Annotated in this window: 30 protein-coding genes; 8 read left to right on the top strand and 22 right to left on the bottom strand. The window is 25.1% G+C overall.

Annotation, left to right across the window (positions count from 1 at the left end; genetic code table 11):
• Positions 1-114: 114 nt before the first annotated feature.
• The 3 genes from ALANTH_RS05710 to ALANTH_RS05700 are packed head-to-tail and all read right to left on the bottom strand — an operon-like array spanning position 115 to position 4,042.
• The gene (locus tag ALANTH_RS05710; protein WP_026807712.1) at positions 115-2,208 is read right to left on the bottom strand and encodes a Mov34/MPN/PAD-1 family protein; all 2,094 of its coding nucleotides are present in this window, start codon (positions 2,206-2,208) and stop codon (positions 115-117) included.
• The gene (locus tag ALANTH_RS05705; RefSeq protein ID WP_026807711.1) at positions 2,201-3,343 is read right to left on the bottom strand and encodes a ComEC/Rec2 family competence protein; all 1,143 of its coding nucleotides are present in this window, start codon (positions 3,341-3,343) and stop codon (positions 2,201-2,203) included. The genes ALANTH_RS05710 and ALANTH_RS05705 overlap by 8 nt, the downstream gene beginning before the upstream one ends.
• Before the next feature lie 3 nt (positions 3,344-3,346).
• Entirely contained in the window at positions 3,347-4,042 is a 696-nt protein-coding gene (locus ALANTH_RS05700) for a hypothetical protein (RefSeq protein WP_026807710.1), read from the bottom strand.
• Between the two features lie 292 nt (positions 4,043-4,334).
• Between ALANTH_RS05700 and ALANTH_RS11400 the strand changes: the two genes are divergently transcribed.
• Entirely contained in the window at positions 4,335-4,484 is a 150-nt protein-coding gene (locus ALANTH_RS11400; protein WP_208993241.1) for a hypothetical protein, read from the top strand.
• A gap of 364 nt (positions 4,485-4,848) precedes the next feature.
• Here the strand turns inward: ALANTH_RS11400 and ALANTH_RS05695 are convergent, their stop codons facing one another.
• The 11 genes from ALANTH_RS05695 to ALANTH_RS05645 form a co-directional block, all read right to left on the bottom strand.
• Positions 4,849-5,169, bottom strand: a complete 321-nt coding sequence (locus ALANTH_RS05695; RefSeq protein WP_051583614.1) for a hypothetical protein — start codon at positions 5,167-5,169, stop codon at positions 4,849-4,851.
• 230 nt (positions 5,170-5,399) lie between these two features.
• The gene (locus ALANTH_RS05690; protein ID WP_026807708.1) at positions 5,400-5,612 is read right to left on the bottom strand and encodes an AAA family ATPase; all 213 of its coding nucleotides are present in this window, start codon (positions 5,610-5,612) and stop codon (positions 5,400-5,402) included.
• Positions 5,613-5,719: 107 nt separating this feature from the next.
• Positions 5,720-7,819, bottom strand: a complete 2,100-nt coding sequence (locus tag ALANTH_RS05685) for a DUF262 and DUF1524 domain-containing protein (protein ID WP_026807707.1) — start codon at positions 7,817-7,819, stop codon at positions 5,720-5,722.
• Between the two features lie 275 nt (positions 7,820-8,094).
• Positions 8,095-9,345 carry a hypothetical protein gene (locus tag ALANTH_RS05680; RefSeq protein WP_026807706.1) on the bottom strand — a complete coding sequence of 417 codons (1,251 nt, stop codon included), beginning with the start codon at positions 9,343-9,345 and terminating at the stop codon, positions 8,095-8,097.
• Positions 9,346-9,428: 83 nt separating this feature from the next.
• Complete coding sequence (locus tag ALANTH_RS05675) at positions 9,429-9,782, bottom strand: hypothetical protein (protein ID WP_026807705.1); 354 nt, start codon at positions 9,780-9,782, stop codon at positions 9,429-9,431.
• Between the two features lie 41 nt (positions 9,783-9,823).
• A complete protein-coding gene (locus ALANTH_RS05670) occupies positions 9,824-10,390 on the bottom strand; it encodes a hypothetical protein (protein WP_026807704.1) in 567 nt (188 codons plus the stop codon).
• An 11-nt stretch (positions 10,391-10,401) separates the two neighbouring features.
• Positions 10,402-10,830: a hypothetical protein gene (locus ALANTH_RS05665; protein WP_026807703.1), complete on the bottom strand. Its 429-nt coding sequence runs from the start codon at positions 10,828-10,830 to the stop codon at positions 10,402-10,404.
• A gap of 40 nt (positions 10,831-10,870) precedes the next feature.
• A complete protein-coding gene (locus ALANTH_RS05660) occupies positions 10,871-11,671 on the bottom strand; it encodes a hypothetical protein (protein WP_026807702.1) in 801 nt (266 codons plus the stop codon).
• A gap of 1 nt (position 11,672) precedes the next feature.
• Positions 11,673-11,873 carry a hypothetical protein gene (locus ALANTH_RS05655; protein ID WP_026807701.1) on the bottom strand — a complete coding sequence of 67 codons (201 nt, stop codon included), beginning with the start codon at positions 11,871-11,873 and terminating at the stop codon, positions 11,673-11,675.
• Positions 11,874-12,042: 169 nt separating this feature from the next.
• A complete protein-coding gene (locus ALANTH_RS05650) occupies positions 12,043-12,207 on the bottom strand; it encodes a hypothetical protein (RefSeq protein ID WP_157833595.1) in 165 nt (54 codons plus the stop codon).
• Positions 12,208-12,302: 95 nt separating this feature from the next.
• Entirely contained in the window at positions 12,303-12,992 is a 690-nt protein-coding gene (locus tag ALANTH_RS05645) for a hypothetical protein (protein ID WP_026807700.1), read from the bottom strand.
• A 334-nt stretch (positions 12,993-13,326) separates the two neighbouring features.
• Between ALANTH_RS05645 and ALANTH_RS05640 the strand changes: the two genes are divergently transcribed.
• From ALANTH_RS05640 to ALANTH_RS05610, 7 genes are all read left to right on the top strand, one after another.
• Positions 13,327-13,545, top strand: a complete 219-nt coding sequence (locus ALANTH_RS05640; RefSeq protein WP_026807699.1) for a hypothetical protein — start codon at positions 13,327-13,329, stop codon at positions 13,543-13,545.
• Positions 13,546-13,564: 19 nt separating this feature from the next.
• The gene (locus ALANTH_RS05635; RefSeq protein WP_026807698.1) at positions 13,565-14,062 is read left to right on the top strand and encodes a metal-dependent hydrolase; all 498 of its coding nucleotides are present in this window, start codon (positions 13,565-13,567) and stop codon (positions 14,060-14,062) included.
• 3 nt (positions 14,063-14,065) lie between these two features.
• The gene (locus ALANTH_RS05630) at positions 14,066-14,335 is read left to right on the top strand and encodes a WGR domain-containing protein (RefSeq protein WP_051583611.1); all 270 of its coding nucleotides are present in this window, start codon (positions 14,066-14,068) and stop codon (positions 14,333-14,335) included.
• Position 14,336: 1 nt separating this feature from the next.
• Entirely contained in the window at positions 14,337-14,504 is a 168-nt protein-coding gene (locus tag ALANTH_RS05625) for a hypothetical protein (RefSeq protein WP_157833594.1), read from the top strand.
• A 7-nt stretch (positions 14,505-14,511) separates the two neighbouring features.
• Complete coding sequence (locus ALANTH_RS05620; protein WP_026807696.1) at positions 14,512-15,027, top strand: thermonuclease family protein; 516 nt, start codon at positions 14,512-14,514, stop codon at positions 15,025-15,027.
• Positions 15,024-16,220: an EAL domain-containing protein gene (locus tag ALANTH_RS05615; RefSeq protein WP_026807695.1), complete on the top strand. Its 1,197-nt coding sequence runs from the start codon at positions 15,024-15,026 to the stop codon at positions 16,218-16,220. Before ALANTH_RS05620 ends, ALANTH_RS05615 begins: the two co-directional genes overlap by 4 nt.
• Positions 16,221-16,359: 139 nt before the next feature.
• Positions 16,360-16,665, top strand: a complete 306-nt coding sequence (locus ALANTH_RS05610) for a hypothetical protein (RefSeq protein WP_026807694.1) — start codon at positions 16,360-16,362, stop codon at positions 16,663-16,665.
• 44 nt (positions 16,666-16,709) lie between these two features.
• On the opposite strand, the gene ALANTH_RS05605 is transcribed toward ALANTH_RS05610, so the two are convergent.
• The 8 genes from ALANTH_RS05605 to ALANTH_RS05570 form a co-directional block, all read right to left on the bottom strand.
• Entirely contained in the window at positions 16,710-18,056 is a 1,347-nt protein-coding gene (locus tag ALANTH_RS05605; RefSeq protein WP_026807693.1) for a hypothetical protein, read from the bottom strand.
• Between the two features lie 10 nt (positions 18,057-18,066).
• Positions 18,067-18,423 carry a hypothetical protein gene (locus ALANTH_RS05600; RefSeq protein ID WP_026807692.1) on the bottom strand — a complete coding sequence of 119 codons (357 nt, stop codon included), beginning with the start codon at positions 18,421-18,423 and terminating at the stop codon, positions 18,067-18,069.
• Positions 18,424-18,463: 40 nt separating this feature from the next.
• Positions 18,464-19,135, bottom strand: coding sequence for a hypothetical protein (locus tag ALANTH_RS05595; protein ID WP_026807691.1), 672 nt, complete (start codon positions 19,133-19,135; stop codon positions 18,464-18,466).
• Positions 19,136-19,155: 20 nt separating this feature from the next.
• Entirely contained in the window at positions 19,156-20,043 is an 888-nt protein-coding gene (locus ALANTH_RS05590) for a hypothetical protein (RefSeq protein ID WP_026807690.1), read from the bottom strand.
• A 19-nt stretch (positions 20,044-20,062) separates the two neighbouring features.
• On the bottom strand, positions 20,063-20,824 hold the full coding sequence (locus ALANTH_RS05585) for a hypothetical protein (protein WP_026807689.1): 762 nt from the start codon (positions 20,822-20,824) through the stop codon (positions 20,063-20,065).
• A gap of 125 nt (positions 20,825-20,949) precedes the next feature.
• Positions 20,950-23,460 carry a hypothetical protein gene (locus tag ALANTH_RS05580; RefSeq protein WP_026807688.1) on the bottom strand — a complete coding sequence of 837 codons (2,511 nt, stop codon included), beginning with the start codon at positions 23,458-23,460 and terminating at the stop codon, positions 20,950-20,952.
• Positions 23,461-23,588: 128 nt separating this feature from the next.
• Positions 23,589-23,867, bottom strand: a complete 279-nt coding sequence (locus tag ALANTH_RS05575; protein WP_026807687.1) for a hypothetical protein — start codon at positions 23,865-23,867, stop codon at positions 23,589-23,591.
• On the bottom strand, positions 23,858-24,118 hold the full coding sequence (locus tag ALANTH_RS05570) for a hypothetical protein (RefSeq protein ID WP_026807686.1): 261 nt from the start codon (positions 24,116-24,118) through the stop codon (positions 23,858-23,860). The genes ALANTH_RS05575 and ALANTH_RS05570 overlap by 10 nt, the downstream gene beginning before the upstream one ends.
• Between the last annotated feature and the right edge of the window lies 1 nt (position 24,119).

The raw sequence follows: 24,119 nt of genomic DNA, 5'->3' as shown, positions 1-24,119 counted from the left end.
AATTATTAAAAAATACCCACTTAAATGTGGGTATTCTAACAGTCCCAGTTCTTTTAATTATTAAACTCTAATTAATGAAATCAAATAATCAAAATACTTTTCAAAGCTATTTTCTTAAAAAGTTAAAAAATTATCACTACTATAAATCAAACAAACAGATGGACAATTTCCTCTGTCTTTCATTAATTTTTCTTTCATTTTCTTATCAGTTCCAGATGGTCCACCTCCATTAGGATGAGTATGCCATGTACCTATGTAAGTTAATAAACCATTTGTTTTAACTTCATAAGATTCTATTTTATCTTTAAGTCCAATTGTACCTAATTCAAAATAACATGGACTTCTTTTACTATCTTCTGGTGCATCTATAAAATCTACAATTGTAAAAGTTCTATTTACTAATGATATATGGCCAATTAAAACTCCTCCAGTTTCATTTGGTAGATGTTTTTTTGATTCTTCTTTAATCATATTAATTACTCTTGGTGAAACTCTTACTTGCATATTATATGTGCTTTCATTTAATATAACTGGAGGAAGTACTTCTAAATTTTTCCAAGATATATTTATATTATTTTGAATCTGGCCTATATAAAGCTCTCCAAAATCTTTTGAACCATACTCTAATCTTTTTTGAATTATATTTGCCATTGAAGCAGCTTGCATAGAAATAGTAGCATCAGAAACAATTGTTGTTAATGAACCACATCCTTGTCCAATAACTTCATATTTTATATTATTAGTTCTAATTAATTTAGATAATTCCTCATGGCAAAAACATAGATAATAAAATTCAACCATTAAATCATCAATTCTTACACTTCTATTTTTTGCTTCTATAAATACTAAACCCAAAGTACCTAGTTGATGAAGTACTGTATAAATTACTTCACTTTTTATCTCATCATCAACTAAAAAATTTCTAACAGAAATATCTGCTGTAGATTCGATTAAAATTTGATTTTCTTTAATTTGTTCTTTTATATCTCTAATATCATCAATTATACTTTTTACATTTTGCAATCCCATAGCTATTAAAGAAGATTCTAAAAGTTTACTTTTATATGAAAAAATACCTATTGAACTACTTAAAGCATGTCGAGCATAATTATGTGCATTAAATAATCCATTATCTATCAAGTTAATATTATTAGTAATACCAGTTCTTGATAAATTCATTATTATTTTAGAACCTAAACTACCGCAACCAATTTGAGTAATTATCATATCTTTATTTATATGCTTTTTATTAAGGCCAGAAAATTTTGCTAATAATTCTTTTGAAGCAGATTCAATGGTTGCTAATGTATAAACAGCCGCTCCATGTTGAATTTTATTACCTTTTAATGTTTTTACGTTTATTACAAAATTTACAATTTCAAATTCAGAATTAGTTCCAATTAATTTTGCAGGACGTTTTATAAATAATGTAATAAACACATAAGAAACTTTTTGTAAAAGTTCATGTGCATCACTTAATTGTTCACCTAAATTATAAATATGAACTTTATTACAGAAATCTACTAAATCACGAAATTCACATATATTATTAGGATAATATCTGTCTGCAACACCTTTACTAAAAAAAGGGATTAATATAGAATGATTAGTTTTATTCAAATTACTTGTATGTAATTTCATTAATGATGCATATATCTTATTATCATATTTATCATATTTAATACCAATACAATTAATTCCTTCTAAAATATTTTTTTCAGCAAAACTTGTTGGATATTCAATAATACCTTTATTTTCATCTGTTCTCATAGGTTCCCACCCTTGAGAAATATCAAATAGTGTGTTAGTAACTGTTTTATCTAACCAAAAAGCCATTTGATCTAATATCTCATCAAAAAATTTTGGTTGCTGTAATAGTTCACTTAAATTTCTTTCATATATACAAGGATTAACTACTTCACTATTTGGATTGATATGTTCAAAATCTCTTGGAAAATCTTTTCTTAATGTAATAAAAGGTGCTTTACTTGGAAATTTTTCACAAAATTCAAATGTAACTTTTTCTTCTTTTCTAACACCAAATTCTGTTTCATCGCCTGTTATTGCACTTGGAAAGTTTAATTTAAAAATGGCAGTGAATGAAGCTTTTTTATTTACTTCATCCACTTGTATATCTGTTACATGACTTATATGATGTGATTGATTAGTATATTCATGAGCTAATTCAATAAAATGAGAATTAACCATGTCCACGTGCTTCTCCGACTGATATTGCAGATGCAGTAGTCATTTTAGCTTTAGATGCTTTTACTATCTCTTTATGTCCTAATTGTGTTAATTCAAATTCAATTGGTTCAAGCCCATTTTTATAACCTAAAGTATATAAAAAGTTTGATTCTCCAACAATTTTTTCATATTCCTTTTTTGCTTCTTTGTGAGGAGGTGTATCTTTACCAAATTCTCTACAGCTAGCAATTATTTTAGCTCCTGGATTTACTTGAGAAAGCATTTTATATGCTTTTCCAGATAACTCACATTCATCTTCACTTATTTTATTAAACATAGAGTATTTAGAACAATGATGTGGTGCTTGTAAAATATCATACTTAAATTTATTTAGTTCTTTTTGATAAATATCATGCATATATTCCAATACATCTGCTCCTGCATCACCAGTTAATAATATTTGATTTATGTAATAACTTTCTTTAATATTGATTTGTAAGATTACACTCCCTCTATTTTTTCTTCTATATAATTCATCAGCTTCATTTTCTTGTTGTTCAATTGGACCTAATATATTAATATCAATTTTTGAAGCTAAATTTCTATTGTTTAACATATGAATAGATTCTCCAATTCCATAAACAATATCTTCAACATGATCTGTTTTATCGTCTTCAGATTCTCCTAAAATGATAATTCTATTGCCTTCTTCTTGTATTTCTTTATGTTTTTTATAAAGTTCATATCTTCTTTTCATTTCTGTATTAAAAGCTAATGCACCATCTTCTAATTTATTGTACTTACTAGCTCTTTTAAAGAAACGAGAAGAACCCCAAATCTCTTTAATGTAAATTTTTTCACATTTATCTGGAATCTCTTTTATATCCCCTGTATAAAAGTAGTTTTCAAAACCTCTAATATGGTCATCATCATGATGAGATAAAATAAATACATCAACAAAATGTCTACCGTTTGAATCTGTTTTTAAATTATCTTTTAAATATTGTAAAACATCATATGTTTTATCATTAGGGTCAGTTGCTTTTTCTCTAATATACATATCGTATAAAATCGTTGTTTCCTTTACATCATTTAATTTGATAAATGTCATATTACCATTGTCAACTGGTAAAAATCCAATCTTTGTATAAATCATAGATTAATTCCTTTCTAATGTTAAATAATCTTCAAATAGCATACGGGCATATTCGTCTGCAAACTTTTTAATAATAGAAACATGAAACAGTAAGATAAGAATAAATACTAAACTTATGCCAAATAAAGTATATTCAATAATTCCATATTGTGAGTAATAAATACAATAAATATTACATAATAATGTAATAGGTAAAGCAATAAATAATCCTCCAATAAAATTCCTTACTTGTCCATAATCTATATTTCTTTTCAAAGTTAAAGTACCATCTTTAACTTTTCTACGGATTGAACCAACTAAACTATTAATTTCTTTAAGCTCTTCTTTTCCATTTAATTGATCTAAATGTGAAAGTTCGAATTTAAAATCTGACTCTAAATGTTGAAAAATCTTTGTTTTAATAGCACTTGAAAGTTCATTTGAATCTTTCGTTAAATATAACGTTGTTGGAAATTTACTCCCATTTTCAAAAATACGATTTTCAACAAAATGTTTCCCAATGTATCTAATCACTTTAAAGAAAAAAATCCACAAAACTATTCCTGCAGTTATCGTTATCCCATCAAATTCATAATTAATCATTCCCATAGTTTTTATTATTTTATCAGTATCAATTCTTAAAACTTCAATTACAAAAACTATTGGTATCATTAAGAAAATAGCAGGTATGTATATTGCATTAATATTATATTTATCCATAAAAACGCTATCCTTATTTTTTTTAGCATCTAAATACATAGAGTGCTAATAATTATACAACCTTTAGTCTATATTTGTCAAGATATTAGAAAATAATTTTAAAGAAATCTGTTTTTATATCATAACAATAAAAAATTTACTATTTGTATACTTTATTTTTATTCTTTAAAGATAAATAATATTATTATTTTCTAATAGTTTCTTTTAAATCATCCATTCTATTATCAATACTAGAATATAATTCATCTGTTATTGTTTTTACTAGAATATTAGGCAAATATTTTAATAAAGATTGACTACTATTTTGGGGTCATTTACATACTTTGAAGAGTTTGAGGGAAAAGCTATTCCTCTTTTTAAAGTAAATATGAGAGTGTTTAATCTATTAAAAGAATTTATACTAAATGATCTGTCAACACTTTATATGACACAAAATTTATAATTTAACTAACCATTTCTAAACGTAACATTTTATCTTCAAATTCAGTTGACAAAATATATCCATTTATTGAATTTAATCTTTGTCTATTATAAAAAATATCTACTATCTGCATGAACTCAAACTCAATATTTCTTTAGTAAATATTTATGTCATAAGAAGTATATTGGATAATAGGTTTTAAAAAATTTTGGATTATTAAAATATTTGTTCTATTTTTTAAGTCTTAAAAATTATAAGTTGTTTTTGTTATAAAAGATTTGCATATATAACTTATTTCAACCTATCATCAAAAGGTATTTTACCTCTTTCCTTTGATTTTTCTATTAAAAATACAACAAAGAAAACTGAAACAACAAAAATTAAACTACTTATTACGATTAATTCTATCATTTACCATTTCCTCAATTGCATTAAGCTCGTCAAATAAGCCTTTTTTAAAGTCACTATTTTCTAAATTACTCAGATCTAACTTTTGTTGTTGTATTAGTTCTTTGAATTCTAACAAAAAATTACTCTCTTTTTTAATAAACATAAATATTAGCTCACTCAACCATTTTGAAGCATTCACTCTACCTTTTCTATATTTATTACTAAGATTTTTTTCTATGCTATTAAATTCATAGTAAGTGACATCACCAATTAATACCTGGTCTATTTCATGTAATATGTTTAAAGAATTTTTCATAATGGAATATTAACAAAAAAATATTAGAGTAATAAAAAATATTGCAATTTGTAATATTTATATAAAGTTAAATAATATAAATTATTCTAAAACACTGTTATTAACAACCATTCTTAAAATAAACCACCATAAATAAATAACAGGCACTGATGAAAAAATATTTTCTGAGCTTATATATGTGCAATATATAGTTTTAATTTTATAGATTTTCTTTGAATATTTAACTATTCTTAATTATATGGCAAAAAACTTTTTGTAAATTCCACATTAAAGTCATTAAATAAAAAACCATTAGAATTATTTAAAAACTTATCAAGTATAGATAAAAAATAAGTTTTTCCACCATTATTTTTACCTAGAATAATTGAAAGCTCTTTTTCCAAATTAATTGTTATATTTTTGAGAAGCCTAAAATTTTCAATTTGAATTTTTTGTATTTTCATATTACATCCTATATTTTACATAAATAAATCTCTGTATAACTTATATATAATAATCTTTTAAAGTTTTTTCCAAGTGTTTATTTTTAAATCATTCATCTTCCTATTTTTTAGTCTATATCATTTCCTAATTGTTTTTCCAAAGCTTGTCTCACTAAGCCTATTATGTATGGAATTCCATCTGTTGAGTTTAATATTACCTCAGTATCACCATTACCCCAAGTTCCTATATTTGATACATCTCTTCCAAGTTTCTTTGGATCTTCTAGTTCATTTAATGCTATGTTTATATAAAGTTTTAAACTATTTGCTTGTGGAACTATATCTACAAAATTTGTCTCAGCTTTATAAGCGATATAAAGTTTTAAAAACTCCTCGGTTACATTTGAGTCTAAGGACAATACTTCTTTTCTTAATTCTTCAAAAAGCTTTTTATTTTGAGATTTCAAAAGATTTGGATGATCATCCATAGTGTAATTGCTATTTGAAGTTTTAGGTGCTTTATAAGTCTCTAAAATTGATGTTTCAAGTTCAGGGAATTTCCAAACTTCAATTGCTTGATTTGATAATCTTTTACCTCTATTTTTGATAGCATCTTCATTCCAAATAAGTTCTATATCTCCCAATCCTTCATTTAATTTTAAAGGACTTTTAGCAAAACCACCTTCCATATCTCTTTTTTCTTCAAAAGGTTTATCACTATACTCAGAGTTATATCCTGTAAGAGTTAAGTTTCCTATCGTATGAATCCATTGAGCTTGAATGTCTTGCCAATTTTCTCCTAAAGTGTTTTGCCACTCTTTTGATAAATTCTTATTTTGAGGCATTATGTGTTCTATTGTATATTCATTAAGATTGACTTTTTCTTTTCTTTTAAAATTTTCAAATCTTCTCAGCCAATAGCTTTTATTTTGCATATTATATAAATTCTTTTCTACTAAAGAGAGTTTAAATTCTGAATCTGTCGGAAACTTCTTATAAGATGTTAAAAGCATAAACGTAGCTTGGATACTCTCTAAATATCTATCTTTTTTGATTGATTTTGTAAAATTTGCAAATGTTTTGTTAAGTGAATTTGTAGGGATTGCACAAACAGCTCTTCTAAATACATAACTTTCTATTAATCTAATAGCTTTTTCAAAATCATCTTTAGATAAATGGTTGTTTTCATAATCATCATAAAACTCTAATAGTAATGGATATGCAACATCAACTTTTAATTCTTTTAAATCTTTAAAGGCATAAGATAATGCTTTATCCTTTTCTTGCCCTAAAGCCATTTTACAAAAATATTGAGAAAAAGTTTTAATGTCAGCTACTAATAATTCGATAGATATATTTTCTTCTCTATGATATTTTTTAAATTCTTCATAAATACTATCTATTTTCGGAATTTCTTTTGTTTTTACTGTAAGATAATGTCTCATAAAAGCATCAAAATATGTCTGGTAAGCTTCTTGTCCAAAATCAAGCTCCATTGGTCGCCAATACTCTTTATAGAGTCTTGATTGAAGTTCATGTTCCAAGTCCATTAGGATGTAATTTCTGATTAAATCTGCTTGAGTTAACTCTTTACCTGTTGAATTCATACTTTCAAAGATCAATTGAGGATTATCATATTGTCTATCAAGTGAAATATCTACGATTAGTAGTTTTGCTATACCTTTACAAATAGTTTCAAGATCATCTATATTTTCAGCCAGTTTATTTTCAAAAAACTCATAATTAGTTTTTACTCTAAGAGAATAATCTTTTGGTAAATTTATTTTGTCTTTATTAATAAGAGCTATTAAAGTGTCTTTGTCCGTTTGAGATAGGATAAGCTTATATTTTCTATCTCCACTTTCCAAAGGATCAATCAAATATCTACCTGTTAGCTTCTTTTTTGAAAAATCTTCTATAATTTCTTGCTCATCATCTAATAAATTAGACAGAGCAGCTAGTAATAGTACTACAGTCGTAAGTCTCTGTTGACCATCTATAACCAGTAAAGAAGATTGTATGGTTACAGAGTAATTTCCGTCTTGTACATAAACTACTGAACCAATAAAATGGGCACCGATTTTTTCATTTTTTCCTGCTCTTACAATATCTTGCCAAAGTTGAAAACATTCTGGCTCAGTCCAACTGTAAGTTCTTTGATAAATTGGTATTACAAATTGAGAAGAATTTGCAATAAACTTTAATAATTTTGTTTCCTTTGCTGTCATTATACTATCCTATTTATATTTACCATGGAATAACCAAAAAGAGTGATAACCAGTTAACGCCCTTAAGATTTTTATTTTATCTATTCTTAAATTCATTTGGACTTATATAAGTAAGTTTTCTTTATATTAAAATATATTTTATATCCATACTATCCTCTTGTATGAGATACTGATCTGGCTACAATCGTATAATAACATTATAGATTTAAAAAATCTTAGTTAAAATAATTAAGTATTTAAGAATAAAGGTAAATAGTGTTATATACTATTTACCTTTACATTTCATTATAGTTCCTCTTCCCATTTACAACCTTAACCTGATATAATCCACCACTCTTTACAGATTCATTATCATAATGCTTAATTTTTCTATCCATTAAATTCTGATATTCAGCATTATCATATCCACTAACCTCAACAATATCAATTTTATTTTCACTAAATTCTATGAAATCTGGCAAGAACTGTAATGATGCTCTTGTAAATTTCAAATCTTCTTTTTGGTAGTTTACAAATCTTCCATTAATTTTATAAAAACAACTATCTGATATTGGTTTTATAAATGGAACTTTATTCTCAAGCAAATTTTTTGCATATTTTCGTTCATATCCACTATCAACAAATACTATTTGCTCATTGTCAAAATAAACTGGATGAAGAAATAATCTAACAATCTTTTTATTGTCTTTATTTTGCTTATATATGGCCATAAAAAAGTATGGACCACTAATGTAATTATTAAAGTTTTTTACAAGTTCACTAGCAGCTCTAAGAGTATAAAAATTTATTTTACAATTTATAGTTGTTTTATCATATCCTATAAAATTTTTATCACTATCATATAGCTTTTTAACAGTAGGTAAATATAGATCATACTCTTTTTGCTTATCCTGTTGTAATTGAGTTATGAAGTCATAATCTATAACTCCATAGCAAAAGTTGTAATACTTATCCAAACTATTTCTAATAGATCCATTTGGTAAAAGTTCATTTTTATTTATTAGCATATTAAATGAATTTAAAAATTCCTGGTAATTAGGATAAGATAAATTAGCCCTACTCTTTGCCTCTTTATTCTTTCTATTAAAAGCAATTGACATAGCTTCACTTATCATATCAGTACAAAAATTAACATATGTATTTTTTCTATGGCTCTCTTTTTGATTATGTTCATCTTTCTCTTTTTGAGTAGCAGTTGAAAAATTTAATATAGGCTCTTTAAAAATTAATACTTTATATTTATCATCACTATCTGTTAAATTTTCTAAATGTTCATAGTAAATACAATCTTCACTATGTCTATTACTGTTATTTGGAAGATTTGATAAAAAGTAGTAACTTGTCTTTTTACAAGCCATATCAACACCATTACATAAGCACTCTAATTTTGCACCATCTTTTTTATAATAGCTATGATAGTTTTTTAGAATATCTTGATAAAAGCTGTTGTTTTTTAATTCAAACTTTGTTCTAAAGCTAAGTATCTTCTCTTCTTTATTTTCTCTTATAAGTTTTATACCTTGCATAGTTACTCCTTATATAAATACATTAATCATCATTGATAAAACAGCTAAAAGATTTAAAATAGCTAATATATATATTTCTAAGCTCATTTTTTAATTCTTGCAGATTCTTCATAATTAATAACCATTTTTATATGCTGATTAATATGTTCAATTCTTTCATCTAATTTTTGGATAAATTCTTTTTCATCCCAACCATAACAATCTTTTAACCTCTTATAAGATTCTGGATTAAAAGTATTATTTAGTGAATTATCACCAATTAATGAACTATAATCTTTTATTCTAATAAAATAGCCAAATTCATTTATCTCTAAAGATATATTATGTTCACCATCTTTAAGCAAATCATAAACTTTACTAAATAAAAGAACCAATCTCTTTTTATAAACTTTTTTATGTTCATTGATAGTCTTTTCAACAAACTCTCTATCCAACATTTTTTACTCCTGCATATTTTAGAACAGATATGTGCATAGATTTATATATATCTAGTTTTAGCTTCTATTGGGAATATTTCTATATCATTATCTTTATATAAAATAAATGGTGTAAAACCATAACTATTAGTTTTTAAAAGATTTTTTAAATCATCTAAATTATCTTCTTTAGAATATTTATTTAATATTCCTTTAACCTCATAGCTATTTATATTATTAAGCATTTGAAATCTTGATACACCATAAGCATCTTTTCCAAATGCTATATTTGTATAAGGATTTATTTCATCTATAAAATTATCAATATCTTCAATATAGAGAATTTGAAAATCTTGATTATTTTCTATATTTTGAGAAAAATTTACATTATTTGAAAGCTTTGTAAATAGATGAATATTGTTATCTAATAACTCCATTTTGTAGTATTTTAAATTCAATAATACATCTTCTATAAAGCTATCTTTATTAAACAGCTCTAACTCTTCTATTTCGTTTGGGCTATATGTTTTTTCAAACAATAAGCAAATATTTAATTTTTCACAAACATACAACACTTTAAAAACTTTTAGTTTTACCTTTTCCAAATCACCAACTTTTATTAAACACATAAATTTTCCTTTTAACTAGCTTTTTTTAAATTTGATTTATCTTTTGCATAAGAATAAAAATCCATTAAGAGCTTAAACAAGTTTTTATTTACTCTATTAAAATGAATTCTTTTATCTTGATCTATTTTTGTAAAATATAAATAGTAAATTTGTTCTTTCAACTCAATCTCAATAGTTTCAAGTTCCATCAAATCTTTTAGTAATACATCTAACCTATTTACAAATGTTAATAAATCAATTTTCTGTAATTTATTTACATTTAGAACTTCTCTAAAAGTAAAATATTGCCCATAATCATCATATTGATAGTGTCCTACTGAATTAGTTCCAGTTATCTTACAAAAATCCAAATTACTCAAAATCCCAATAGGATTTATACTTTCTCTATGTAAATGAAATTTATAATCTTCTATCTTCTGTAATTTTTGTTCTTTAGTCATTTTTTTCTCCTCATATTTATTGTTTTAATCATTTTTTCTCCTAATAACCATAGATTATTAGTTCATTATTTTCAAAATCAAAGTTCTTATAGATATTTACTAGCTCTAAAATTGTTTTATCTTTTTTCCAGCATCTTGTAAGAGAATAAGGATTAGTTGATTCAAAATCATCTATAAAATGATATGTTTCTTTAAAATCACCAATTTCACTTACAAGATTTGATTGTAAATATCCAAGCAATAGTAATTTTGTTTTCTGTAATTCCTCTTCATCTAAAAAGCATTCTTCAAAAGCTTTGTATTCTATAAATTTCTTATCCTTTTTTAGAATTTCTTCTTCACTCTTTAAGAAAAAATCTAATTCATATTGTTCATTATTAAACCCATTTTTAAAAATAGTGTCTAAAGAGTTTATATATAGTTCTTCTTCATAATTTTTGGTTACTAAAATCTTAAGAAGATTAGTAAAAGCATTTAGTTTTGTAAGATAAACAAACATATCATTTCTCAAATCATTTGCAATAGCTTTTAATGCTTCTTTATCCACAATAAACAAATCGTGTTCTTTTGTTATATCTTCATTGAACCTTTCATTTAAAAAAATTGGTTTAGAATATTTATCTCTTATTAAATCAATAAAACCAACATATTTTCCAAACTCTTGTATATGTTTATCATTTGGAATATCTCCAACAAATGTATAAGTTTCAAACTCATCTTTATCAATTTTTAATAGATTATCACTATGCAAGATAGTATTTAATTCTTTGCAATTAGAAGCATTCTTTATACTATCTAACCTACTTTTTTTAATACTTCCTAAATATATTCTGTATCCCATTTTATTTTCCTTCCTTATTTATAAAATCAATCACAACATAATGTGGAGTTTGATTTGCAACTTTATTTTTTAATTCAAGATATTGTTCTTCTAATGAAAACTGTAAATCTTCATCTTTAATTGTTTTACCTATATCAACATTTGCTATATGTTTATTGTTTCTATCAAGCAAACTAAATTTTGCTATTAGTTCTAGTTTCATTAAAGCCCACTTGAAATTAAAATAGTTATATACATAATGAAAATAGTTAAAACTAAACAACAAAATATTAAGCCACCAAAAAGTAAAAATCTTTTATCAGAATTCATAATTATCTATCCCTATTCTTTGAATATATTTTGTTTATTTTGTATTTCATATCCATGTACCTTTAAATTAAATTTTTATGTATTAAAAATAGACCAACAATATATGGAACTAAAACAATCAATAGCCCATATATTTTTTTAGGTTTGTTAGCTAAAAAACAATAAGCTGAAACAACACTAATTGGTAAAATAAAAATTAATATATAAAGCAATGCTTCGTAATTCATTTTATGCCTTTAAAGTTAAATACTTTACAGGGAGCAAAGATAGAAGTAGAAAAACTAGGTCTAAAAAAAAGGAAAGGAACATCTATTTTTACTCTCTATAAAATATTTTTTGTCAAATTGTTTTTTATTATCTCTCTAATTTGCTCCTCTTTTATTTGCATATTAAATTTAATATCAACTTGCCAACTCTTAAGTTTTGTTTTATTTACTATTGAAATTGGAATAGATAAAATTATCTTTATAATATTTTCTAGTATCTCATTTTCTTCTTTTGATTTAAAGTTAAATCCTTTAATAGAATTTATAAAACAAGCTAAGTAGTTAACATCAACTATTTTTATTTCATCTTGTATTTTTTTAATATATTTATAGTTTTTATATTTATTACAAGTTGTATTTTTATTTTCTAAAAGCAAAGTTATTCTAATTATTTGCTCTAAGCTTTCATAATGTTTTGGTGTTTTAAAATTTAATACTTCTATGATATTTAAATAGTAAGCTAGAAGTTCAACATCAATTAATGGGTATCTATTTTTTATTGCTAAAATTGTTTGATTAGATTTAATCCTTGAATATTTCTTTTGTAACCTTTCTTTTTCTTTTTTGTAGAAACGAGCTACTACAATGTAAAACACTTTTTCACTAAAGTCTCCTCTTAAAAATATCTTTCTTGATGTATAATGAACAGCATAGTGGTTGAATTTTTTTAAATCATAATATATAATTTTCAATGCTTGTCTCTTTACCAAACTTCTTACAGACTTCTCTAAAATTGATTGTTCCATTGCCTTAACCTCCTTTCTTTCTTCAAAAACACTTTTTTACTTAAACAACTACCCCCTGTATTATATTTATATAATGGAGCGACACTGCTATGTTTTTAGCCTTTTTTATCAAAAACACTACTTTGTAGTTACATATATTGGACACTGTAATATTTATATAAATTTTAAATTTAATTTAATTCCTCAGAAAAGAAATCAATTCTTTATAATCAAATATATACACTAATCATATATAGAAATATTACAATAAGATATATAAAGTTAATCTTAATATATATTTAATAAACATATTATATAATTACTTCATATATATTAAATATAAAGGATATAAACAATGTCAACTAAAAAAGACAAACTATTGCAAGAGATAAGTAAAAGAATTCAAAAGGCAGAAAAGAGGAATAAAAAAGTAATGCTTTCTTTTACAGAAAATGAATATAAAAGCTTACAGAATATAGCAAATAGTTTAAATACTTCTATACCAAATCTAATTAGAAAAACTATTATAACAACAGGAATAATTTCTGATGAAGAAAATAATATATCAAAGTAAACTTTTATAAGGCAAGAAAGTGTTAGGAAAAACTCATATAGTAAATTCTATTGCTATTGCATCTATTCCATTAGCATTTGGTACACAAATAAATATAAACTATTCAATCTTTTTAGGGCTAGTTTCTCTAGGTTCTATATTGCCTGATATTGATGAGCCAAATAGTTTAATTGGAAGAAAAATGCAATATTTATCATATCCAATAAATATTATTTTTGGTCATAGAACAATAACTCATAACTTACTATTGTTTACTATTTTAGGAATATTTCTTTTTATGCAAGGCTATAACTATTTGTTTGCAGTTAATATAGGTATTTTATTGCATATTTTGCAAGATTCAATAACATATCAAGGTATTAAAAATGGATTATTTCCATTGCAAAGATTTAACTATAACTTTGTGCTATTACCAATAATATTAAGGTTTGCAGTTGGTAGCATAACAGAATATATAATATTTATCTTATCAATCTTATTTTTACTAATAGCAATTTATATTCAATTAGGAATTTAAAAAATGACTGTTGTGTTAAAAAAGAGTGTCAATAAAAATGAAAGATACTATAACATATCAATCTTAGCTAACTTGTTCGGAGATTATATAGTTGAAAGAATATTTGGCAATACTAGATATTCATCACCAACTGGTCATCTAAAATCTATATTTACAAATAAAAAAGAAGCTTACTCTTATCTTGAAAAAATATTATCAAGTAAGATAAAAAAAGGATATAAAATATTTAGCTCAAGCATTGATACAAATTATGAACACAAAAGGAATATCTAAAATGCTACTTAGACTAATAACTCTTTTATCATTACTCTATATAGCTTATTTTCAACTTGAAATTAACTCTTTTAGAAATATTGAGATATTAATTTTAGAATATTTAAACTACTTAGAATTAGCTATAGAAGATATAAAAAATTACTTATTAAAACTATTACAGGAATAAACAAATTATGACTAAAAAACTATTATTTTTAATTACCATTGGATTATTAACTTCAACTCAAGCAGCAGAACTAAAAGGGAAAATAATTTCAATAGCTGATGGAGATACAGCAACATTACTTGTTTTAGAAAATAAAAGCAAACTTCTAAAACCACTTGAAATGGAAAAAGTTAATATAAAAACACAATATCGAATAAGACTAAACGATATAGATGCTCCAGAAAAATCTCAAACTTTTGGTAACAAATCAAAACAAAATTTATCAAAATATATTTTTGGTAAAGATGTAACTGTTATCTATGACAAAAAAGACCAATATGGAAGAATACTTGGAACGATATATTTAAACAATAAAGATATAAATTTAAAGCAAGTAGAAGATGGTTTCGCTTGGGTATATAGACAATATTCTAAAAAAAAGAATTACCTAAAAGCTGAAAAAGAAGCAAGAAATCTCAAAAAAGGATTGTGGGCAGATAATAATCCTACAGAACCTTGGAATTATAGGAGAAAATCTAAATGAAAGATATAGATTTTTTAGGATTTTACAATAGAAATCGTTTATACAAAGATATGTTTAAAAAAACTACACAATTTCTAGTATTACTTGATATTAACGAGTTTTATTTTGTAAATTATTACTATTCAGAAAAGATAGGAAATAGAGTATTAAAGCAAATTGGTAAAAAAATAAAAACCTATTTTAAAATAAAAAAACTATACAGAAGTGGAGATCGTTTTATTCTTTTATTTCAAGGAATCAATTTTACAAAAAAAGAACTACATAAGCTTTTAAATTCATTTATACATGACACAAAACTAGAGCCAATAAAATCATCTAATGGAAATATAGTACTAAATATTACAGCTGGAATAAGTTCTGGACCAAAATTTATAGAAGAAAGTGAATTTGCAATTAAATATGCAAGACATCATAAATTGGAAGTTGTTTTTTACGAAGATCCAATTCTTGAAGAACTAGTAAAAAACAACCTTGCAAAAAATATAATTACAGAAGGAAATCCTTTAGTTCATTATCAACCAATTGCAGATCAAAATAAAAACATTGTAAAGTATGAAGCTTTATTGAGAATAGAGCATAATGGTTTTATACACTATCCTGATAGTTTTTTAAAAACTAGTAAAAATATCAAGTTATATAATCTATTAACTAAAAAAGTTGTATTACAAGCATTTGAAGATTTTAAAAATAGAGATGAAAAAGTATCCATTAATCTATCATTTGAAGATATAGACAATAAAGAGATAAATGAGTATATAAAAAATATTTCAAAAGAATATGCCAATATAAAAAAAGTTGATTTTGAAATCACAGAAAGTGATGCAATAAAAGATTACAAGAAAGTACAAGATTTTATAAATGCAATTACAAATTTAGGAGCTTCATTCAGTATAGATGATTTTGGTATAGGATATTCAAATTTTGGTATTTTAAGAGATTTAGAAAGAATTGAAACAATCAAAATAGATGGTGAATTTGTAAGAAACTACAAGACAAATATGAGATATAAAATCTTATTAGAAAACATAGTAAATTTAGCAAAAAAAATGGATATTAAAATTGTTGCTGAATATGTAGAGAATGAAGAAATTTTTAATTCAATGAAAGAATTAGGAGTGGATTATTTTCAAGGATATTATATTGGGAAGCCAAATTTAATTAAAGAGTTATTTTTGTGCAAAATTAATTTTTAACCCTCGGTAACATATGTTTGACATAATCTAAAATTTTAGATATAATCAAAAGTTTATACTATAATTTAAACACTGATGTTCGCAATTATCCATCTTAAAAAAACTATTTTAATTTAAAATACAAAAAAAGGATAAGAAAATGTATGATAAAAATCTTACATTCGAGGAATATCAGGCTACAAGGTCTTTAGTGTCTCAAGACATTAAAAAAATAGAAGAAATTCTTTCTTACTCAAGTTGTAATGAGTTCACAATGGGAATTCATAAAATAAAACAAATATTTTTTGATAATCATATAGTTTTAAATTTTTATTATAACCCAAAGACAGAAATAATTTTAGAAATAAAGATATTCGGGAATAATATTTATGATGTTGATAAAAACAAACTCAAAGAATATTTAAAAATTTTTGAACTTTTCCAAGCCTTAAATACAAAGACTTGAAAAAACCCAAAAGGGAAAATCTCTCTAGGAGATTTTTTTCTTTTTTAAAACAAAGAACCATTCATAAAACAATTTAATTGTTCATCTGAATAGCCTGTTTCATCAACATTATTTAGTGTTGATTTGAATGAATCTAATTTTGTAGAATTATTATCTAAAATATCACTTAGATATTCATACATTTTTTCAAATACTTCAACTCCCTTAACTTTAAAAATATATGTATAATCTTCTCTTGAAGATTTTGAATATATTTCTCTATTAAGTTGTTTTCTATATTCATTTAATTGTGAAATTTCTAAGTATAAATGATTCAAATCATATCCATAACTTATACTATAACAATCATCAAGTGGACCTCCTCCACATCCTTGATGTCCTGTATAATTACCTGATTTTTTGATATATGAAATAATGTTTTTTCTAAAATCAACTGCATCTTTTGCATCATTGATAAAAGAATAAAACTCTTTTTCATCTTTAACAAATTTTTTTGAAAAATCTAATAAAGAACCTTTTATTACTTCATTATCAGTTAATGGCTCTCTATATGGAATATTTAATTTTTCTCTTAACCAAGAACAAAATTCTTTATCATATAAATCATAAAACTTTGACTCTTCATCATACAGTTCTATTTTTAATCTAGCTCCATAATATGAAGCATAAAATCGTTTTTTTACTTCACCTTTTTTAGTAATTTTATGAACTTCTCCATTTAAATATATTGAATATATATCTTCTACATATGTAGATAATCCAAAATACATTCTTAATTTACTATATAAGCGACTTAACATTTCTCTATCACTTATAGGCTCTGATGTCAAATATTCATCATACTCAAAGTCAAAAGAGTCATATTCTTTTTCTGGATTCTCAAAATAAAGAGTAATACATTCTTTTACAAATGCTATCATTTCTTCATTATTTTTAGGAATATCTTTTAAGTAATCATCAAGGTCAAAAAGATAGTAATCATTTATACAATCCCAAAAACTTAAATCTTTAATTGATATTCTCTTGTTTTCTTTTTGTATTTCAGTTTCAATAAAAAGAGATAATTGAGCAGAATTAGTTTTATCAAAATTGATTAATTTATCAATATATTTTAAAACATCTTCTGCAAAACCTTCTTTTCTATCTTTTTTTATTTTTGTACAAAGCCAAGCTTCATATTCAATGAAACTTACTTTATCTTTAATTTTGTTTTTACAAATAAATAGATCATAAATTTCATGTTCTTCTACTTCAACAATATCAAAATGTTTTTTTAAAGTATCAAAACTTGAAATTTTAGGCTTTTTACTTTTTGAAGGCTTTTCTTCAAACTCTTCATCATAAAAATCATCATCAAATTCTTCTAAATTATCATCTTTTAAGCAGCACATTTATTGCTCCTTATATTTGAGTAGCATTTGCAATAGCTTGTGATAATTTATCTTCACTATTATTAAGTGCTTCAAAAAGTTCATCTTCATTATTATACTTATCGATAATCTTAATTGCTTCAGCTCCTTGAGATATCTCAATAAAACCAAAATCATATGCTTTTTTGATTAGCACATCTTGCCAATTTGGTTCATCAAATTTACAAGTTTCATAATGATAAGTTTCTTGAGAACCATCAACTTCTTTAAAATCAGACATATTTATTCTGTCATCTAAAAAAAGTTTTTTTGCTTCTTCTTCATTATTTGCTTCTACAGTAGTAGATAGCATTCTTTTTTCAATTATTGTAATTTCATATCTTTGCATTTTTTATCCTTTAATTTTTATATTAACTTCTAAAATCAACTTAGAAAGCTACTTCTCTTGTCATAATTCCACCAATACACTCACCATTCATACAACGAGTGCTTTCAATTTCACCTTTTCTTCGATGAATTCTTATAAAGTTGTATTTATTATCAGCTTGAAGCTCCGATAATGATTTTATATGATTAATATTCCATTCAATTAAAATATTTAATGCTCTTTCACAATCTTCTTTACTACCATTTGCATAAGAAATTGGACGAATATGTCCTTTTATATCAAATTTCTTCATTAAATCTTTTGGTGTAAGACTTCTATCTTTATTAAATACTTCCCATGCTCTTTTGGTATAAGCACCGTTAGAATCACAAATATTCAAATATTCTTCAGTAGATAGTTTATTACCACCATTTTCAAAAATATAATTGTAAATAGCAGAATCACTCCAAGCAAGAGCCATAAGCATATAAGTTTCAGTGAATTCAGATTTAGTAACATATGGTTTAAAGGATAGACATAATCTAAAATATTTATCTGTCCTTTCTAAAACTTTTTTATTAATTAAATCTTGTATTTGTGAAAGTAATTCATCAATTTCAATATTAGGAATATCAGAATAATCAATATTTACAAGCTCTACATCTTCAATATTTTTTGTATCATGATTTAAATCTTCAATAAAATCAAAGATATTTGTTTGAATTTTACTCATATAAATATCCTTATAAAATATTAATTTAAGGCCCAAACACCTCTCTCAACATTTGTATAATGTTTTTGAAGCGTTTGGCGAATCTTAGCTTTCCAGTTTTCGTTTTTAGCAATTAACTGTCCAGCAACTTTTTCTATTTCTTCATAGATAGTATTTAAATCAGCTTTTTGAAGCTTCATCATTACTATTCTTATGCAATTTCTCCAAGTAGTAGCTACCCTGCTTTGAAGTTCACTTGCAATATCGAAAGATACTGCAAAAAGAGATTTACTTTTTTTCTTCCAAATTAAAAGATACTCATGTAAAATAGGTACAAAGTTCCCATTATATACACGATTATCAGATAAGCAATTATGTTGTAGTTTAATAGCTACAGATAACAGTTCATCTTTTGGCATCATAGAAATTAAATCAGCTTGATAGCTTTTAAATTTTCCACTACCAAGTGTTCCACCTCTTTGATCTCCAATAAGAGTGCAATATATACCACCCTCTTTTGTAGCTTCTCTTTGGTTTAGTAACATAACTTGTGATTTTGAGATAAACTCTTCTGGAGTAATACAATGAGATGTATCTCCATGAATTATTTCATTTCCATAAACACTTCCACTATATTTAATCATTGAATGATAAGGAGGGTGAGTAAAGCAAATATCTGCTGGATGTGGTAGTTGATTTAAGATATAATCTTTTGTAAAATCTTGACCTTTATATAAATCAAGACCTACATAACCTACTTCCATTTCTTTGCAAACATCTCTACTCGTTCCAGAACCTTCACAAGCATCAACAAATAGTTTTGGATTAAAGTGTTCAATTAACTCTTTAATAACAAAACCACTTGTATTGCCTCTCCATTTACTATCTCCATAAGTACCTCTTTCAGGAAAACTCATTACACTTTTCATTTTCTTCTCCTGAATGGCATTAATGTTGTTTTACATCAGAAAGATAACTATCTGTTTTACAATTAGGACAACCTTTTATCGGTTCCCTATCATCTTCACAATCATCTAATTCCTCTTCTTCTCCTTGCCATTCGCAATTAATGCATCTAACAAGTTCTTTTGGTTGCCAATCATTTTTTAATGGTTCAATAGGCTCATCTTCACCATTCATAGTATGAAGTTCCCCATCAACCATCACAACATTTATTGACAAATCATCAATTAGATAGACTCTATTCCCCCAGCAACTTATCTCTTTGTATTTTGCAATTGAACCATTGTTTAATTCAAGATCAGGATTAGGTTCTACATAGGTACCTGAAAGATGTAAATTTTTTTCTTTTTTCCAACACCAAGAAGTATCATTTTTATCTGTATCATATAAATACCCACCAAATTCATATAATGTGAAGTTAGTGATTGTATGATCTTTAAAAATAACACCATAATCATTTACAAAATCAACCTTATCACCAATATTGAATTGGTTTTTAGCTTGATACACTTTTTTAAGCAAAGAAAATATTTCTTCTTCACTTGAATTAGCATCTATTTGTTCAATGATTTTCTCAATATCAAAGTTGTTTATTAAAACTCCAATTTGAGTATTTTTTAGACTATTCTCTTGAAGTTCAACTTTCCAATTTCTTTTGAAATGTGTTTTTTCACTACTGAAAAAATCTCTATATTCAATAATTGCTTTTGCAATTTTTAACAATTTTTCTTCTATTTTTTGAGCCATAATTTTTCCTTTTAGAAACAAAACCCAATCAATTCAAATAGACAATACTTTATCCTCTGCAATGCAGTCAAATTAAAGATTTATATGTAATTTGTTAGATGATTAGTTTTGTTAGTTTTTTATTTTTAAAATAGAGTACCTGTTGCAAAAGTTTCAAGTAATTCTGGACTATAAATAGCCATAGCTATAGCACTTGCAATTTGAACTCTTTGTATGTTTTTGATAATAAAACCTTGTGCATATTTTGAATAATATGCGATTTTATTATTTATTAAATATTCATTAAAAGCTTTGAAATTAGGAATTCTCTCACTAATTTTCATTACTTTTAATTTTTCACCAGTTTTTGTATGTTCAAAATCTTCAATTGTTGAGTTTTTTATTAACTCTTCAAACTCTTGTTTTTGGAGATGCTTTATCTCTTCAATTTTATCACCAAGAGTCCCGTTAAAAGACAAAGTAGATCTTCTTTTTTCATACTCTTTAGTAACTTCTTTTAATTTATCTGGCTCTTTTGCTTCTAAATCAGTGATTATTTTGTTTATATCTTTGTCTCTTTCTAGCATATTTATCATATGTGAATTCATCTCGACACGCTCTTTTTTAACCATATATTCAAGTGTTTTACTTGGAATAAAACTTGTTTTTTCTATGTCATAAAGATATTGGTATATCTCGACACAAATCTCTTCTGAAAAAAGATTAGATTCTCTAAGCTTTAAAGCATATTCATCATATTCACTATAGTATTTTTTTACAAATTCTATATCTAATAACAAATCTCTTTCAATTAAAGAAATAGGTCCAAAATGAACAAGAGAGTCTCTAAAATTTTTATATTCAGTCCAGTTTATCTCTTTGACTAAAGAATTTTTCAATTTAACTCTAAAGTCTAAATTTTTAAATCCATTACAACCAATAATGTTATCTACATTATCAAATACATTTTTTTGAAAGTTTGAAAGATACTCAAAATATTCGATATCACTTAATTCTGCTTTTACAACCGAATTTAGCTTTATGAATATTTTTGCAAATTGGTTTTCAATTACATCTACCCAGTTCTCTACACTAGTCTTTTTACTCATACAACCCCACATAAAAATATCTTTAAAAAGCACTAATGCTAAATTCTGAATTCCTAATGTTGAAGGTTTGTTTTTTATGATTAAATCAATAGTATCTGCTTTCACTAATGAGTAAAGCTCTTTTTTCTCTTTTAAAGATATTTTAATTCCCTCTTTGATGATTTCATCGATTGATTTTTCAACTCTTTTGAATTTAGTATCAATTTTTAGAAACAGATCAACATCTGTGTTTACTACTTCATAATAAGAAGTTTCATAAAATAATTCCCAAAGTTTTAACATCTCACCTTTTGTTTCATTGTCAAAAGAGTTAAAGTTAAAATAAAGCCCTTCAAATTCCTCATAATGAGATCTTGATTTTATTAAATCTAAATCTGCATCACTCCAGATAATTCTTGAAGTTTCATTAGCAAATAAAGCTGCTATTTCTAAAGCTCTTGCTATAACTTCTTTTGGATCATTATAGTAATTATTTTTTCTAGCAGCTTCAATTTTAAATTTATCTGGTATATTCTCAAAATCTATCTTACTAGATAATTTACTTATCATGTAATTTACAAATTTTGAGTTATTTATTTGTTGATTACCAATATGAATGCAGTGAGCAATTTCGTGTAATAAAGCACTACTATCTCTCACATCTTCAGCTACTATATTTAATCCACCAAGGTATAATCCTTTAGCATTATGATTTCCCAATTTTCTAAACTTTAACACAAATTTTTCTTTAATGTTTATCTTTAATCTTTCGATTTGAGAAATTACATTAAATACTTTTTTTGGATCTCCATCTGCATCTATTTCAATAGCTTGTACATACTTAAATGTACATTGTTTTAGATGTTCAGATAATTCAGAAATAATTGAAAGTTTGTTTTTATGAGAATTAGCTAGTTGTCTAACCCCTTTAGTATCAATATAAGTAGAGTTTTGAATTACATCATCTATACCACTTCTACAAAAAGAAGTGTTAAATTCTGATAATTCATAATAATCCATCTTGCTTCTAAATTCATTAAAATTATGGTTTATTAAACCAATTTTTTCAATAAGATTATCAGCCATTACAGTAGATGGATATAATAAAGCTTTTTCTATATCAGAAGTAGCTGTTTCATATCTAACTAATGTTTTAGATAGAGTATTTAACTCTTTTTTGCTTACACCAAAAAGATTATTATAGATTTTATCTATAAGTTCACTTTTTTTCATTTGAAGTCCAGGGATAAACTCAACTCCAGATAGAGTTATTACTCCATCTTTATAGGTGCTTCCAAAAAAACTCTCTACACTATTATCTAGTATATCAAGTTCTTGAATTAAACCATTTTTTATTGAGTTTATAATTCCTAAGCTATCAATTAAATATGTAGCAGTTTTATCTATGTCAGACTTAAAGTCTTCAATAAACTCACTTCTACTAATACTTGTGTTTAAAGCTATTGAAGTTTTATCCGTAAAGATAATTGCTCCAGCTTCATTCAAAGCTACAATTTTTCTTAATTTATTTTGATGTTTATTTACATCTATTAAGCTATTTCTACTCATTTTAAGCCCTTCTTTTATAAAAAGGACAGACACCAATCCCCAAAAGGGAATGGATTTTGTCCTACCCCCTTTGGGTTTATTGGTTAGCCTTTAAAGGCAACTTAAAAAATATTAATTCGATTTGTCAATTAAATATTCATATAAATATTTTGACTTCCTCTATTTCCTACCCAACCTGTAATTAGTTGAATATCATCTTTTTTATTTACTTGATAGACAATTGTAGAACTACCGATAGTAATTTCCAAATCTTTATCTCTTTCAATTTTTTCAAGATTATTTAAAACATAAAGATATAAAGGCATAATTGCACTTAGGTCAAATGCTCTTTTTAATCCTGAAACCCAAAAATGTTCTTTTGGAACAATTTTTAAAGATGGAGGCTTTGCATATGTGATTACTCCCATTGTTTTCCTCCAAAATATTCTTCTCCAAAATCAGAAATTCTTTCAATATCCTCATCTGTACAACCAGGTTCATCTTCAAGAGTACTAGAATTAAAGAAATGTTCAAAAATTTCCATTTCAGTCATTCCTTCAACTTTCTTCCATATTTCTTGTTTAATATTTTCTTCTTCAAGTCCTAAAGACAATGCACCATAAAAATCAAATAGAAATAACGGAGAGTTATTTTCGATAAAGTTTTGAAGTTTTTCCATA

Origin of the sequence: Aliarcobacter lanthieri (assembly GCF_013201625.1) — a bacterium.
In the GTDB taxonomy this organism is placed as follows: Bacteria; Campylobacterota; Campylobacteria; order Campylobacterales; family Arcobacteraceae; genus Aliarcobacter; species Aliarcobacter lanthieri.
This window is presented reverse-complemented; position numbering and strand designations above follow the sequence as displayed.

Coding starts and splice junctions, on each gene's coding strand:
- ALANTH_RS05710 (WP_026807712.1), bottom strand. CDS start 2,208: ATGGTTAATTCTCATTTTATTGAATTAGCTCATGAATATACTAATCAA.
- ALANTH_RS05705 (WP_026807711.1), bottom strand. CDS start 3,343: ATGATTTATACAAAGATTGGATTTTTACCAGTTGACAATGGTAATATG.
- ALANTH_RS05700 (WP_026807710.1), bottom strand. CDS start 4,042: ATGGATAAATATAATATTAATGCAATATACATACCTGCTATTTTCTTA.
- ALANTH_RS05695 (WP_051583614.1), bottom strand. CDS start 5,169: ATGAAAAATTCTTTAAACATATTACATGAAATAGACCAGGTATTAATT.
- ALANTH_RS05690 (WP_026807708.1), bottom strand. CDS start 5,612: ATGAAAATACAAAAAATTCAAATTGAAAATTTTAGGCTTCTCAAAAAT.
- ALANTH_RS05685 (WP_026807707.1), bottom strand. CDS start 7,819: ATGACAGCAAAGGAAACAAAATTATTAAAGTTTATTGCAAATTCTTCT.
- ALANTH_RS05680 (WP_026807706.1), bottom strand. CDS start 9,345: ATGCAAGGTATAAAACTTATAAGAGAAAATAAAGAAGAGAAGATACTT.
- ALANTH_RS05675 (WP_026807705.1), bottom strand. CDS start 9,782: ATGTTGGATAGAGAGTTTGTTGAAAAGACTATCAATGAACATAAAAAA.
- ALANTH_RS05670 (WP_026807704.1), bottom strand. CDS start 10,390: ATGTGTTTAATAAAAGTTGGTGATTTGGAAAAGGTAAAACTAAAAGTT.
- ALANTH_RS05665 (WP_026807703.1), bottom strand. CDS start 10,830: ATGACTAAAGAACAAAAATTACAGAAGATAGAAGATTATAAATTTCAT.
- ALANTH_RS05660 (WP_026807702.1), bottom strand. CDS start 11,671: ATGGGATACAGAATATATTTAGGAAGTATTAAAAAAAGTAGGTTAGAT.
- ALANTH_RS05655 (WP_026807701.1), bottom strand. CDS start 11,873: ATGAAACTAGAACTAATAGCAAAATTTAGTTTGCTTGATAGAAACAAT.
- ALANTH_RS05650 (WP_157833595.1), bottom strand. CDS start 12,207: ATGAATTACGAAGCATTGCTTTATATATTAATTTTTATTTTACCAATT.
- ALANTH_RS05645 (WP_026807700.1), bottom strand. CDS start 12,992: ATGGAACAATCAATTTTAGAGAAGTCTGTAAGAAGTTTGGTAAAGAGA.
- ALANTH_RS05640 (WP_026807699.1), top strand. CDS start 13,327: ATGTCAACTAAAAAAGACAAACTATTGCAAGAGATAAGTAAAAGAATT.
- ALANTH_RS05630 (WP_051583611.1), top strand. CDS start 14,066: ATGACTGTTGTGTTAAAAAAGAGTGTCAATAAAAATGAAAGATACTAT.
- ALANTH_RS05625 (WP_157833594.1), top strand. CDS start 14,337: ATGCTACTTAGACTAATAACTCTTTTATCATTACTCTATATAGCTTAT.
- ALANTH_RS05620 (WP_026807696.1), top strand. CDS start 14,512: ATGACTAAAAAACTATTATTTTTAATTACCATTGGATTATTAACTTCA.
- ALANTH_RS05615 (WP_026807695.1), top strand. CDS start 15,024: ATGAAAGATATAGATTTTTTAGGATTTTACAATAGAAATCGTTTATAC.
- ALANTH_RS05610 (WP_026807694.1), top strand. CDS start 16,360: ATGTATGATAAAAATCTTACATTCGAGGAATATCAGGCTACAAGGTCT.
- ALANTH_RS05605 (WP_026807693.1), bottom strand. CDS start 18,056: ATGTGCTGCTTAAAAGATGATAATTTAGAAGAATTTGATGATGATTTT.
- ALANTH_RS05600 (WP_026807692.1), bottom strand. CDS start 18,423: ATGCAAAGATATGAAATTACAATAATTGAAAAAAGAATGCTATCTACT.
- ALANTH_RS05595 (WP_026807691.1), bottom strand. CDS start 19,135: ATGAGTAAAATTCAAACAAATATCTTTGATTTTATTGAAGATTTAAAT.
- ALANTH_RS05590 (WP_026807690.1), bottom strand. CDS start 20,043: ATGAAAAGTGTAATGAGTTTTCCTGAAAGAGGTACTTATGGAGATAGT.
- ALANTH_RS05585 (WP_026807689.1), bottom strand. CDS start 20,824: ATGGCTCAAAAAATAGAAGAAAAATTGTTAAAAATTGCAAAAGCAATT.
- ALANTH_RS05580 (WP_026807688.1), bottom strand. CDS start 23,460: ATGAGTAGAAATAGCTTAATAGATGTAAATAAACATCAAAATAAATTA.
- ALANTH_RS05575 (WP_026807687.1), bottom strand. CDS start 23,867: ATGGGAGTAATCACATATGCAAAGCCTCCATCTTTAAAAATTGTTCCA.
- ALANTH_RS05570 (WP_026807686.1), bottom strand. CDS start 24,118: ATGGAAAAACTTCAAAACTTTATCGAAAATAACTCTCCGTTATTTCTA.